We start from the raw sequence: 12,916 nt of genomic DNA, 5'->3' as shown, positions 1-12,916 counted from the left end.
GATCAGTTGCTCGGCCACGACGGTGGCGCCGTCGCCTTGCACGATCTCGGCCAGCACGCCGGCGGCGGGCGCCGGCACTTCGAGCACGACCTTGTCGGTCTCGATCTCGATCAGGATTTCATCGATGGCGACGGCTTCGCCGGCCTTCTTCTTCCAGGTGAGCATGGTGGCTTCGGCCACCGATTCGGACAGCTGAGGGACTTTGACTTCTACGATAGACATTTGGAGTTTGCTCCGCTTTGATTTGTGTGTGCCCCTGGGGCCGGGGTTCGCCCGGCCCGCCCCTCGTGGGGGATCGGGCGATGTGGCCGCGCCACATGCGCCCGAGCGGGTTGTTCGTGTTGAAAAAGGATCGTTCTATTACTTGGTCAGCACGAAGCCCTTGAGCTTGGCGAAGGCGGCATCGACCAGTGCCTTCTGCTGTTCCTGGTGCAGGTGCGAGTAGCCGACGGCCGGCGAGGCCGAGGCCGCGCGGCCGGCGTAGCCGAGCTTCTGGCCTTCCTGCATGTTCTCGTGGATGTAGTGCTGCACGAAGAACCAGGCGCCCTGGTTCTGCGGTTCGTCCTGGCACCACACCACGTCGACGAGGTTCGGGTACTTCTTGATCTCGGCCGCGAAGGCCTTGTGCGGGAACGGATAGAGCTGCTCGACGCGGATGATCGCCACGTCGTCGTCGCCGCGTTCCTCGCGCTTCTTGGCCAGGTCGTAATAGACCTTGCCCGAGCACGCGACCAGGCGCTTGACCTTCTCGGCCTTGAGCGCCTTGCTTTCCGGAATGATGGTCTGGAAGCTGCCCTTGGTGAACTCGGCCAGCGGCGAGGTCGCGTCCTTGTTGCGCAGCAGCGACTTGGGCGTGAGGATGATCAGCGGCTTGCGCAGGTTGCGCACCATCTGGCGACGCAGCACGTGGAAGATCTGGCTGGCCGTGGTCGGCTGCACCACCTGCATGTTGGTGTCGGCGCTCAGCTGCATGAAGCGCTCGAGGCGCGCCGAGCTGTGCTCGGGGCCCTGGCCTTCGTAGCCGTGCGGCAGCATCATCGTGAGGCCGTTGACGCGGCCCCACTTGACTTCGCCCGAGGCGATGAACTGGTCGATCACCACCTGCGCGCCGTTCACGAAGTCGCCGAACTGGGCTTCCCAGATCACCAGCGTGTTCGGGTCGTTCGAGGCATAGCCGTATTCAAACGCGAGCACCGCTTCTTCCGACAGGATCGAGTCGATCACGACGAACGGGGCCTGGTTGTCGGCGACGTTCTGCAACGGCGTGTAGGTGCCTTCGTCGAACTTCTCGCGGTTCTGGTCGTGCAACACGGCGTGGCGGTGCGTGAACGTGCCGCGGCCCGAGTCCTCGCCCGACAGGCGCACCGGGTAGCCGCTGGCCACCAGCGAGGCGAAGGCCATGTGCTCGCCCATGCCCCAGTCGACGTTGACGTCGCCGCGGCCCATGGCGGCGCGGTCGTCGAGCACCTTCTTGACCAGCGGATGCACCGTGAAGCCCTGCGGCACGGTGGTGATCTTCTCGGCCAGACGCTTCCACTCGCTCGAGGGAATCGCGGTGTCGCCGGCGTCGGTCCACTTCTTGTTGAGGTACGGGCTCCAGTCGACGGCGTACTTGCTCTTGAAGTTGGTCAGCACCGGGTCGACCGTGTTCTTGCCTTCGTCGAAGGCGGCGCGCTGCGCCTTGACCATGTCGTCGCCGAGCGTGTCGCCCAGGCCCTGCGCGGCCAGCTTGTCGGCGTACAGCTTGCGCGTGCCGGGATGCTGGGCGATCTTCTTGTACATCAGCGGCTGGGTCAGCGAGGGGGTGTCCTGCTCGTTGTGGCCCAGCTTGCGGAAGCAGATGATGTCCACGACCACGTCCTTCTGGAATTCCATGCGGAAGTCCAGCGCGATCTGGGTGGCGAGCACCACGGCTTCGGGATCGTCGCCGTTCACGTGCAGCACCGGCGCCTCGATCATCTTGACGATGTCGGTGCAATACAGCGTCGAGCGGCTGTCGCGCGGGTCGCTGGTGGTGAAGCCGATCTGGTTGTTGATGACGATGTGCACCGTGCCGCCCGTGGAGTAGCCACGGGTTTCGGCCAGCGCCAGCGTTTCCATCACGACGCCCTGGCCCGCGAAGGCGGCGTCGCCGTGCACGATCACGGGCAGCACCTGCTTGCCCAGCGGGTCGGCGCGGCGGTCCATGCGCGCGCGCACCGAGCCTTCGACCACGGGATTCACGATCTCGAGGTGCGAGGGGTTGAACGCGAGGCTCAGGTGGACCGGGCCGCCGGGGGTGGTCACGTCCGAGCTGAAGCCCTGGTGATACTTGACGTCGCCGCTGGGCAGGTCTTCAGGGGCGGTGTGGTCGAACTCGGCGAACAGGTCGGCCGGCATCTTGCCGAGCGAGTTGACCAGCACGTTGAGGCGGCCGCGGTGGGCCATGCCGATCACGATTTCCTGCACGCCCTTGGCGCCGGCCTGGTTGATCAGCTCGTCCATCGAGACGATGAAGCTCTCGCCGCCTTCGAGCGAGAAGCGCTTCTGGCCGACGTACTTGGTGTGCAGGAAGCGCTCGAGGCCTTCGGCCGCGGTCAGGCGGTTGAGCACGTGCTTCTTCTGCTCGGCGCTGAGCTTGGGGTTGGTGCGGGCGCTCTCGAGCCGCTGCTGCCACCAGCGCTTGTGGTTCTGGTCGGTGGTGTACATGTACTCGGCACCCATGGTGCCGCAGTACGTTTCGCGCAGTGCGTTGAGCAGGTCGCGCAAGGACATGGTGTCCTTGCCGAAGAAGGTGTTGCTGGTGTTGAACACCGTCTCGAGGTCGGCGTCGGTGAAGCCGTAGAACGAAGGCTCGAGTTCGGGAATGGCGGGACGCTCGGCGCGCTTGAGCGGATCGAGGTCGGCCCAGCGGGCGCCGACGTTGCGGTAGGCGGCGATCAGCTGCTGGACGGCGGTGCGCTTGCGGCCGAGTTCGGAGTCGGCGCCGCTGGCCTGCACGACCTTGGTCGTGCCCTGCTTCGCCAGTTCGGCAAAAGCGTTGATGACCGGCTGGTGCGGAACGTCGCGGGTGTTGGTGCCGTCGGCGGCGGGGACGTGCTGCAGCGCGTCGAAGTAGGTGCGCCAGTTGTCGGGCACGCTGCCGGGGTTGGCGAGGTAGTTTTCGTACATCTCCTCGACATAGGGCGCGTTGCCGCCGAAGAGATAGGTGTTGCCTTGGTAGGCGGCATACACCGATGGAGTCGATGAATCGCTCATATTGCGCTGACCTTCGCTTCCCTGTGGGAAGCACGAGCTGGTTTAAGAAACCTTCCGCGACACGGCTGAACCGATTGGCGGATGCGACTGTGGCTGGGAAGGGCCTGAGTACCGGGCGATTGTGCCACGCCAACCATATGACGGTTCGAAGGGGATGCACAACCCCCATCGGGAAGAGATCAGCCCCGGGTCAGTAACAGTTTGATCTGCTGCAGCGTGGCGGGGTCGTCGATGGTCGTCAGGTCGCCCGGATCGCGGCCCTCGCAGACCGCCTGGATGGCGCGGCGCAGCAATTTGCCGCTGCGGGTCTTGGGCAGTCCGCCCACGAAGCGCACGCGCGCCGGCCGGGCCAGCGCGCCCAGCTGGTCGGCCACGGTCTTCATGATCTCGCCCTCGAGCTTCAGCGCCACGGCCTCGTCGCTCACGGCTTGCCCGTCCTTGGGCACCACGAAGGCCATCGCGACCTGGCCCTTGAGCGCATCGGCCACGCCCACCACCGCCACCTCGGCCACGCCCGCGTGGCCCGAGATGCTTTCCTCGATCTCGCGCGTGCCGAGCCGGTGGCCGGCGACGTTGATCACGTCGTCGGTGCGCCCGAGGATGTAGAAATAGCCGTCCTCGTCGCGGATGCCCCAGTCGAAGGTCGAATAGACCATCTTGCCAGGCACGCTCTTCCAGTAGGTGTTGACGAAGCGCGCGTCGTCCTTCCAGATGGTCTGCATGAAGCCCGGCGGTGTCGGGCCCTCGACCACGACCACGCCCTTCTCGTTCGGGGCCGTGAGCTCCTCGCCGGTCGACTCGTGCAGGATCTTCACCTTGTAGCCGTACATCGGCACGCCGGGGCTGCCGAACTTGCTGGGCTTCTTCTCGATGCCGTTGGCGATGGTGATGATCGGCCAGCCCGATTCGGTCTGCCAGTAGTTGTCGATGATCGGCACGCCCAGGCCCTCGGCGATCCAGCGGCCCGTGGGCTCGTCGAGCGGCTCGCCGGCCAGGAACAGCGCGCGCAAGGTGGAGAGGTCGTATTTCTTGAGCAGCGCCGGGTCCTGCTTCTTGAGCACGCGCACCGCGGTCGGCGCGCTGAACATCACGGTCACCTTGTACTTCTCGACCAGCCGCCACCAGATGCCGCCGTCGGGCTGGCCGTCGAGCCCCTGCGTGGGCAGGCCCTCGTACATCACCGTCGCCATGCCGGCGATCAGCGGGCCGTAGACGATGTAGCTGTGGCCCACGACCCAGCCGATGTCGCTGGTGGAGAAATAGGTCTCGCCGGGCCGCCCGTCGAAGATGTGCTTCATGCTCGCGGCCAGCGCCACCGCGTAGCCGCCCACGTCACGCTGCACGCCCTTGGGCTTGCCCGTGGTGCCGCTGGTATAGATGGTGTAGCTGATCTCTGTCGACTCGAGCCAGGTGCAGGGCACCCGCGCGTCGAGGTGCTTCTGCCGCAGATCGCTCGCCAGGTGGTCGCGCCCCGCCACCAGCACCATGGGAGCCAGGCCGCGGTCGGTCAGCAGCACCGCACCGGGCTTGTGCTTCGACAGGCGGATCGCCTCGTCGAGCAGCGGCTTGTATGCGATCACCTTGCCGCCGCGCGAGCCGGCGTCGGCGCTCACCACCACCTTGGGCTCGGCGTCCTCGATGCGCGTGGCCAGCGAGCCGCTCGCGAAACCGCCGAACACCACGCAATGGATGGCGCCGATGCGCGCGCAGGCCAGCATCGCGAACGCGGCCTCGGGAATCATCGGCATGTAGATCAGCACGCGGTCGCCGCGGCCCACGCCCAGGTCGATCAGGCTGGCGGCGGTGCGCTGCACCTCGGCATGCAGCTCGCGGAAGCTGTAGCCCTTCTCGGTGCCGGTCTCGGTCGAGACGAAGATCAGCGCCGGCTGGTCGCCGCGCTCGGCGAGGTGGCGGTCGACGGCGTTGTGGCACAGGTTGGTGGTGCCACCGACGAACCAGCGCGCGAACGGCGGCTGGCTGGCGTCGAGGATCTGCTGCGGCGGGCTCCGCCAGTCGATGAGCCGGGCCTGCTCGGCCCAGAAGGCCTCGGGCGCGTCGATCGATTGGCGGTGGAATTCTTCGTAGCGGCTCATCGGTGTTGTCTCCTGATCTTGTGAAATCGGCCCGGCGCCGAACCCGCGAAAGGTTGGCCCCGAAACTGAATTCATAATTATGGAGACCGATCTTGCAGCAGGCTGACGCGCGCCACAAGCGGATGAAACCGGGGCCGGCCGGCTGCCACCCCTCTTCTATTAGATGGAAGGTAGCCCCGCCCTCTCAGCGCACCAGCGCGAGCAGCTCCGGAAAGGCCGGATGCTCGGCCGTGCGCAGCCATTCGAAGCCGACCATCTCGGTCGTCACCAGCTCGGCGCCCGCGCCGGCCAAGCGGTCGAATGCGGCGTCGCGGTTGCGCTCGGTGCGCGAACCGCAGGCATCGGTGACGACCCAGACCTCGAACTCGTCCTCCAGCAGGTCGAGCGCCGTCTGCAGCAGGCAGACATGGGCTTCGCAGCCGGCGATGACGATGGTGTTGCGCTCCTCGGCGGCCGCGGCCGGCTTCTGCAGGTGCTTGGGCAGGCTGCGCGCATTGCCCTGTGGCGCCTTGGCCGGCACGCGCAGCCATTCGCCCAGGCCTTCCTCGACGCCACTGAAGTGCATCTTCGGCAGCGTGCGGCGGCACAGCGCGCGGATGTCGGGCAGGTTCTCGCCGAGCTTGGACGGGTTGTGCTCGGTTCCGAAGACGGGCACGTCGAACAGCCGGGCCATCTTGCCGAGGCGGACCGCGTTCTGCGCCACCGCCTCCGACTCGAAGATCGCCGGCATCAGTCGGGCCTGATAGTCGACCAGCACGAGTTGGGATTGGGATGCGTCGAGCAGCATGGGCGGGGTTCTTTCTTCTGACGAGGGTTGCGGGGCGGCCGTGCGCCCGAAACCCTGGAAACTAACACCAAAGCACCGGCGCGCGGACCGGCTCAGGCGGCCGGCGCCCCGACGCGGGCCACGAGCTGCCCGATGTAGGCCTCGAACAGCGCATCGGCCGACTGCCCGAACATGCGGATGCGCCCGGTGTGCCGCATCAGCAGCAGGCCCACGCCGTGCGCGAACAGCGCGGTGTTCTCGCGCAGCGCGTCGGCGGCATCGAGGCCCATGGCGCGCAGCGCTTCCTCGCAGGGGTTCAGCGCCTCCTTCAACTGGTCGTTGAGTGCGTGATCGAGCTCGCTGGTCAGGCCGCGCGGCCGCATGCCGTGCACCAGGTAGAAGCCGAGGTCGAGCTCGCGCGGATGGGCCGCATAGAAGCCGAACCAGGCCCGCGCCTTGGACGCCAGCGTCAGCGCGGGTCGGTCCGCGAAGGCCTCGGCCTCGGCCACCGCGGTGCACAGGCGCAGCAGCGATTCGTCGAGCAGCGCGGCATAGATCGCCTCCTTGCTCTCGAAGTACGAATAGATGGCGCCGGGCGTGTAGCCCGCGCGGCGCGCGATCTCGCGGATGCTCGCGCCCTCGAGGCCGGCCTCGGAGAACACGGCCCGCGCCGCGTCGAGCACCAGCGCGCGGCGCGCGTCGCTCAGGGTCTGTCGTCGTTGGAGCTTGGCCTGCATGGGCAGGACTGTAGCCCTTCTTTTAAGCGTTGCTCATTTTTTTAACGGTTGATCAATTTTTTGAACAGTGTTTAAATTTCACGAGGCCGGCCCGTTCCGGCCTGCACGACAACCACCGGAGACACCCACGATGAACGCCCCGCTCCCCTCGGCCGCGCTGATGTCCGGCGCCGACTACCGCGAATCGCTGCGCCGCTACAGGCCCGTCGTCTACGTCGACGGCCGGCGGGTCGAGAGCGTGGCCGACGAGCCCGCGTTCCGCCCCGGCATCAACGCCATCGCCCTGACCTACGACCATGCGCTGAAGGCCCAGTACGAACCGCTGATGACCGCGGCGCAGCACACCAGCGGCAAGCGCGTGAACCGGCTCTCGCACATCAACACCAGCGCGGGCGACCTGCTCAACAAGCTCGAGGCGGTGCGGCTGGTGTGCCAGGAAACGGGCTGCGCGCAGCGCTACCTCACGCACGACGCGCTCAACGCGATCGCCCAGGTGTCGGCGCGCATCGACGACGCGCGCGGCGGCGGCGAGCACACGGCGCGCTTCCTCGAGTACCTGCACCGCGTCCAGGACCAGGACCTGACCCTGGGCGTGGCCATGACCGACGCCAAGGGCGACCGCAGCCGCCGGCCGCACGAGCAGGCCAACGTCGACAGCTATGTGCACGTGGTGGAACGCAACGCGCGCGGCATCGTGATCTCGGGCACCAAGGCCATCGTGACCGGCGCGCCCTACGTGCACGAGCTGCTGGTCATGCCCTGCCGCAACATGGGCCGCGAGGACGCCGACTTCGCCGTCTGCTGCGCGGTGCCGCTCGACGCGCCGGGCCTGACCATCGTGGCGCGCCCGGCCGGTCGGCCCGGCGAGAAGCTCGAGCACGGCGACGCCCTGTTCAGCCGCAAGTACGGCCAGAGCACCGGCGTGTGCATCTTCGACCGCGTGCTGGTGCCCTGGGAGCGCGTGTTCTACGACGGCTCCAACGGCAGCTGGGAGCATTCGGGCCACCTCACCTACAGCTACGCCACCCACCACCGCCACAGCTGCATCGGCGCGCGCGCCGGCTTCGGCGACCTGCTGATCGGCGCCGGCGCGCTGATGTGCGAAGCCAACGGCTTCGATCCGGGCAAGGAGAGCCACCTGCGCGAGCAGATGGTCGAGCTCATCAGCATCACCGAGGGCTTCTTCGCCTGCGGCGTGGCGGCCAGCGTCTACGGCAAGGCCGACGAGCACTGCCCGGTCTTCATGCCCGACCCGGTGTTCAGCAACATCGGCAAGCTGCTGCTGGCGACCAAGATCTACGACATGCACCGCATCGCCCACACCGTGAGCGGGGGCCTGATCGTCACCCTGCCCGGCCCCGACGAGGACCACAACCCCGAGACCGCGGCGCGGCTGTCGGACGTGCTGCGCGCCAACCCGGCCGTGCCCTACGAGCAGCGCATCGAGGCGGCCCGCTTCATCGAGGACCTGACGGCCGGCTACCAGGGCGGCTGGTACAGCGTGATCAGCCTGCATGGCGGCGGCTCGCCGGCGGCGATGAAGCAGGAGATCTGGCGCCACTACCCCGTGGGCTCGAAGGTGGAGCTGGTCGAGCGGCTGCTCGAGCGCGGCATCGCCGCCGACGGCTCGCCCGCGGCCGCCCCGCACGATCCGCAGCGCGCGATCACGCGCAACCGCCAGCCCGGCAAGTGCTGCGACACGGGGTGCACGACGCCCGGGCAGCCGGTGATGGTCGAACTGCCCAAACCTCACCGCGCCCAGGCCTAGACTCGGCGGGATGAAAGTCCTGACGAAGCGGCTCTGCCTCGCGGCCCTTGGCATCGGTGCCGCGCTGCTGGTGGCCGGCTGCGGCGGCGTGCGCAAGAGCACCGTGCCGCTGGCGACCGTGCTCGAGACCCAGCGCTGCACGCGCCAGGCCGACACCCTGCTCGTGATGCTGCCGGGCGCCTATTCGACGCCCGACGAGTTCGAGCGCGAAGGCTTCGTCGAGGCGGTGCGCGAGAACCGGCTCGCGGTCGACGTGATGCTGGTCGACGCGCACCTGGGCTACTACAACGACAGGACCGTGCTCGAGCGGCTGAACGCCGACGTGATCGCGCCCGCGCGGCGCCAGGGCTACCGCAAGATCTGGATCGTCGGCATCTCGCTCGGCGGCTTCGGCGGCCTGCTCTATGCGCAGACGCATCCGGGCGAGCTGGCCGGCGTGGTGGCGATCGCGCCCTACCTGGGCGAACGCACGCTGAGCACCGACATCGCCAACGCGGGCGGACTCGCCAAATGGAACGGGCCGCTCGACACGGCCACCGCGCCCCCGCGCACACCGAACGAAACCCAGCTGTGGCAATGGCTGCGCGGCTACGCGGGCCACACGCAGACGGCGGGCGCACGGCCGCCGCTGTACCTGGGCTATGGCCTCGACGACCGCTTCGCCTTCAGCCACCGGCTGCTGGCAGGCGTGCTGCCGCCGCAGCGCGTCTTCACCACCGAGGGCGGCCACGACTGGCCCGAATGGCGGCGCCTGTGGCAGCGGCTGCTGCCGACGCTGTCGTTGCCCGGCTGCCCCGGCTGACGCTCAGTTCGGCCGCAGCCGCAGCAGCTTGCCGTTCGACTCGTCGGTCAGCACGTAGAGCAGGCCGTCGGGCCCCTGCTTCACGTCGCGGATGCGCGCGCGTCCGTCCTCGAGCAGCTTGTGCTCGGCCACCACCTTGCCGTTCTTGAGTTCGATGCGGTCGAGGTAGCCGAACTTGAGCGAGCCGACGAAGAGATTGCCCTTCCACGCGGCGCCATAGCGGTCGCTGGTCAGGAAGGCCATGCCCGAGGTCGCGATCGACGGCACCCAGTAGTGCAGCGGCTGCTCCATGCCTTCCTTGGCCGTGATGCCGTCGCCGATCTTGCCGCCGCCGTAGTTCTCGCCGTAGGTGATGACGGGCCAGCCGTAGTTGCGGCCGGCCTGCACGACATTGATCTCGTCGCCGCCCTGCGGGCCGTGCTCGGTCATCCACAGGCGGCCGTCGGGCCCGAGCGTGGCGCCCTGCCCGTTGCGATGGCCGTAGCTCCAGATCTCGGGCAGCGGACCGGGCCGGCCGGCGAAGGGGTTGTCGTCGGGCACGCTGCCGTCCTTGCGAATGCGCACGATCTTGCCGAGGTGGTTGTCGAGCCGCTGCGCGTCTTCCTTGCGGCTGAAGCGGTCGCCGAGCGTGAGGTAGAGCGTGCCGTCGCCGCCGTCAACGATGCGGCAGCCGAAGTGGGCGCGGCTCGCGACCTTGGGCTTCTGGCTGAAGATGATCTGCAGGTTCTCGAGCCGCGTGTCGTCGGGCGACAGCCGAGCCCGCGCGAGCGCGGTGCTGTTGGCGCTGCCGCCGGCATCGGGCTCCGAGAAGCAGAAGTACAGCGTGCGGTTGCTGCGGAAGTCCGTGTCGACGAGCACGTCGAGCAGGCCGCCCTGCCCGCCCGCCGCAATGGGCGGCAGGCCCGCCAGCGGCGCGCCCGGCTTGCCGTCCTTCGCCACGATGCGGATGCGCCCCGGCTTCTCGGTCACCACGAAACGATCGCCCGGCAGGAAGCCCACGCCCCAGGGACTCTCGAGCCCCGAGGCCACCGTCTCAGATCGCCCCTGCGCCATGGCGGCCGCACCAAAGATCAAACCCGACATGACGAAAACACGGCCGAGGACGCGCCGGGAGGTCTCTGAATGCGATTTCATGTGTTTTCCCCGCAAAACGAATGATCTTGGCGGTTTTTCAAACCCACATGAAGACAGTTGTCGACTTCGAAGGGTCTTGGAGGCCGAACTGTTTATCCGGCATCACCGGTCGACCGTTACATTTTAGTTGTCCGATGATTCAAATTTTTCAAGTAAATCAACGGGTTGGCGGCACAATCTCTAATTCAGATCAAATTGACAGTGCCCGCCGTCATCAATATCCTACGCGCCATGCGTTTTTTCGTCCTACCAGCGTCCCTCCTGATTGCCGTCGCTGCCCACGCAGCTCCCCAACCACCGGACCGGTCCGACGAAGTCGGCCAACTGCTGGCCGAAAAGGGCCTGGTGGGGCAACTGAGGCAAGTCCGCCAGACCGTCACGGAGCGCACCTCCGACCTCGTGATGACTGCCATCGGTTTCCTCGGTGTTCCGTACCGCCGCGGCGGTAACTCGGAAGACACCGGCTTCGATTGCAGCGGCTTCGTGCGCGCCATGTACAACCAGACGGTCGGCCACATGCTGCCGCGCCGCGCGGAAGAACAGGCCGCCGCCACCGAGAAGATCGACCGCAGCGAGCTCAAGCCCGGCGACCTCGTGTTCTTCAACACCATGCGCCGCGCCTTCAGCCATGTCGGCATCTACGTCGGCGAAGGCAAGTTCATCCACTCGCCGCGCTCGGGCGCCCAGGTGCGCGTGGAAGACATGAACGGCAGCTACTGGAGCCGCCGCTTCGACGGCGCCCGCCGCGTGCTCGGCGGCGGATCGAACGACGAGATCCGCGCCGCCGCGGCGTCGGCTCGCACCGGCGACTGAACTCCCCTCCTTCGGCCCACTTCGCACTGGGGCCGGGACGAAAAAATCCCGCAGCCGCGGGATTTTTTCTTTGGGCGAAGGCCGCGAGGCGGCCTCCGATCGTTCAGCGCTTTTGCGGCGGCAAATCGGTGCAGGTGCCGTGCGCCACTTCCGCCGCCATGCCGATGCTCTCGCCCAGCGTGGGATGCGGATGGATGGTCTTGCCGATGTCGATCTCGTCGGCGCCCATCTCGATGGCCAGCGCGATCTCGCCGATCATGTCGCCGGCATGGGTGCCGACGATGCCGCCGCCGAGGATGCGGTGCGTCTCGGCGTCGAACAGCAGCTTGGTGAAGCCCTCGTCGCGGCCGTTGGCGATGGCGCGGCCCGAGGCGGTCCAGGGGAACAGGCCCTTCTTGACCTTCACGCCCTCGGCCTTGGCCTGGTCCTCGGTGAGGCCCACCCACGCCACCTCGGGGTCGGTGTAGGCCACGCTCGGGATCACGCGGGCATTGAAGGCCGCGCTCGCCAGTTCCTTGTCGCCCTTGAGCTCGCCCGCGATCACCTCGGCCGCCACGTGCGCCTCGTGCACCGCCTTGTGGGCCAGCATCGGCTGGCCGACGATGTCGCCGATGGCGAAGATGTGCGGCACGTTGGTGCGCATCTGGATGTCGACCGGGATGAAGCCGCGTTCGCCCACGGCCACGCCGGCCTTCTCGGCGCCGATCTTCTTGCCGTTGGGGCTGCGGCCCACGGCCTGCAGCACCAGGTCGTAGACCTGCGGTTCCTTGGGCGCGTTCTCGCCCTCGAAGGTGACCTTGATGCCCTCCTTCGTGGCCTCGGCGCCCACCGTCTTGGTCTTGAGCATGAGGTTGTCGAAGCGCGGCGCGTTCATCTTCTGCCAGACCTTCACCAGGTCGCGGTCGGCGCCCTGCATCAGGCCGTCGAGCATCTCGACCACGTCGAGGCGCGCGCCGAGCGAGGAATACACGGTGCCCATCTCGAGGCCGATGATGCCGCCGCCCAGGATCAGCATGCGCTTGGGATCGGTGCCGAGCTCGAGCGCGCCGGTGGAGTCGACCACGCGCGGGTCCTTCGGCATGAAGGGCAGGCTCACGGCCTGCGAACCGGCGGCGATGATGGCGCTGCGGAACTTCACGGTCTGCTTGCTGCCGGTGGTGTCCCAGCTCGTGCCCGAGGTCTCCTCGACCTCGATGTGATGCGGGTCGACGAAGTTGCCGACGCCGCGCAGCACCGTGACCTTGCGCATCTTGGCCATGGCCGTGAGGCCGCCCGTGAGCTTGCTCACCACCTTGTTCTTGTGGCCCAGCAGCTTGGCGCGGTCGACCGTGGGCGCGGCGAAGCTCACGCCGAGGTCGGCGAAGTGCTTGACCTCGTCCATCACCGAGGCCACGTGCAGCAGCGCCTTCGACGGGATGCAACCGACGTTGAGGCAGACGCCGCCGAGGGTGGCGTAGCGCTCGATCAGCACGACCTTCAGGCCGAGGTCGGCGGCGCGGAAGGCGGCCGAGTAGCCGCCGGGGCCGGCGCCGAGCACGATGACGTCGCATTCGACGTCGACCTTGC

The 12,916-nt window shown here is 67.7% G+C and carries 10 protein-coding genes; 3 read left to right on the top strand and 7 right to left on the bottom strand.

What is annotated here, in order from left to right:
• From AC27VN_RS17485 to AC27VN_RS17465, 5 genes are all read right to left on the bottom strand, one after another.
• Nucleotides 1-222, bottom strand: a 222-nt coding sequence (locus tag AC27VN_RS17485; RefSeq protein WP_490877329.1) for a biotin/lipoyl-containing protein, incomplete at its 3' end; no start/stop codon positions are given.
• A 138-nt stretch (nt 223-360) separates the two neighbouring features.
• On the bottom strand, nt 361-3,237 hold the full coding sequence (locus AC27VN_RS17480) for a 2-oxoglutarate dehydrogenase E1 component (RefSeq protein ID WP_093342634.1): 2,877 nt from the start codon (nt 3,235-3,237) through the stop codon (nt 361-363).
• 179 nt (nt 3,238-3,416) lie between these two features.
• Entirely contained in the window at nt 3,417-5,405 is a 1,989-nt protein-coding gene (locus AC27VN_RS17475; RefSeq protein WP_490877328.1) for a propionate--CoA ligase, read from the bottom strand.
• A gap of 109 nt (nt 5,406-5,514) precedes the next feature.
• Complete coding sequence (locus AC27VN_RS17470; protein WP_093342637.1) at nt 5,515-6,117, bottom strand: isochorismatase family protein; 603 nt, start codon at nt 6,115-6,117, stop codon at nt 5,515-5,517.
• Nucleotides 6,118-6,209: 92 nt separating this feature from the next.
• Nucleotides 6,210-6,833, bottom strand: coding sequence for a TetR/AcrR family transcriptional regulator (locus AC27VN_RS17465; RefSeq protein ID WP_490877327.1), 624 nt, complete (start codon nt 6,831-6,833; stop codon nt 6,210-6,212).
• A gap of 130 nt (nt 6,834-6,963) precedes the next feature.
• Between AC27VN_RS17465 and AC27VN_RS17460 the strand changes: the two genes are divergently transcribed.
• Together AC27VN_RS17460 and AC27VN_RS17455 are read left to right on the top strand one after the other, a co-directional pair.
• Nucleotides 6,964-8,601: a 4-hydroxyphenylacetate 3-hydroxylase family protein gene (locus tag AC27VN_RS17460; RefSeq protein WP_490877326.1), complete on the top strand. Its 1,638-nt coding sequence runs from the start codon at nt 6,964-6,966 to the stop codon at nt 8,599-8,601.
• Nucleotides 8,602-8,611: 10 nt separating this feature from the next.
• Nucleotides 8,612-9,403, top strand: a complete 792-nt coding sequence (locus AC27VN_RS17455) for an alpha/beta fold hydrolase (protein ID WP_490877325.1) — start codon at nt 8,612-8,614, stop codon at nt 9,401-9,403.
• Between the two features lie 3 nt (nt 9,404-9,406).
• Here AC27VN_RS17455 and AC27VN_RS17450 read toward each other — a convergent pair whose 3' ends face one another.
• Entirely contained in the window at nt 9,407-10,486 is a 1,080-nt protein-coding gene (locus tag AC27VN_RS17450) for a PQQ-dependent sugar dehydrogenase (protein ID WP_490877324.1), read from the bottom strand.
• A 282-nt stretch (nt 10,487-10,768) separates the two neighbouring features.
• Here AC27VN_RS17450 and AC27VN_RS17445 point away from each other — a divergent pair, with 282 nt between their 5' ends.
• Nucleotides 10,769-11,350, top strand: a complete 582-nt coding sequence (locus tag AC27VN_RS17445; RefSeq protein WP_093342645.1) for a C40 family peptidase — start codon at nt 10,769-10,771, stop codon at nt 11,348-11,350.
• Between the two features lie 103 nt (nt 11,351-11,453).
• On the opposite strand, the gene lpdA is transcribed toward AC27VN_RS17445, so the two are convergent.
• A partial coding sequence (gene lpdA / locus AC27VN_RS17440; protein ID WP_490877323.1) for a dihydrolipoyl dehydrogenase occupies nt 11,454-12,916 on the bottom strand: 1,463 nt, incomplete at its 5' end.

The organism is Variovorax sp. 20P10.2.4 (genome assembly GCF_058244205.1).
The sequence above is the reverse complement of the archived record's forward strand: the minus strand, read 5'-3'. Positions and strand labels throughout refer to the sequence as shown.

What these genes read in the sequence shown, in the direction of transcription:
- AC27VN_RS17450 (WP_490877324.1), bottom strand. Translation starts at nt 10,486, where the DNA reads ATGTCGGGTTTGATCTTTGGTGCGGCCGCCATGGCGCAGGGGCGATCT.
- AC27VN_RS17475 (WP_490877328.1), bottom strand. Translation starts at nt 5,405, where the DNA reads ATGAATTCAGTTTCGGGGCCAACCTTTCGCGGGTTCGGCGCCGGGCCG.
- AC27VN_RS17460 (WP_490877326.1), top strand. Translation starts at nt 6,964, where the DNA reads ATGAACGCCCCGCTCCCCTCGGCCGCGCTGATGTCCGGCGCCGACTAC.
- AC27VN_RS17445 (WP_093342645.1), top strand. Translation starts at nt 10,769, where the DNA reads ATGCGTTTTTTCGTCCTACCAGCGTCCCTCCTGATTGCCGTCGCTGCC.
- AC27VN_RS17465 (WP_490877327.1), bottom strand. Translation starts at nt 6,833, where the DNA reads ATGCAGGCCAAGCTCCAACGACGACAGACCCTGAGCGACGCGCGCCGC.
- AC27VN_RS17470 (WP_093342637.1), bottom strand. Translation starts at nt 6,117, where the DNA reads ATGCTGCTCGACGCATCCCAATCCCAACTCGTGCTGGTCGACTATCAG.
- AC27VN_RS17455 (WP_490877325.1), top strand. Translation starts at nt 8,612, where the DNA reads ATGAAAGTCCTGACGAAGCGGCTCTGCCTCGCGGCCCTTGGCATCGGT.
- AC27VN_RS17480 (WP_093342634.1), bottom strand. Translation starts at nt 3,237, where the DNA reads ATGAGCGATTCATCGACTCCATCGGTGTATGCCGCCTACCAAGGCAAC.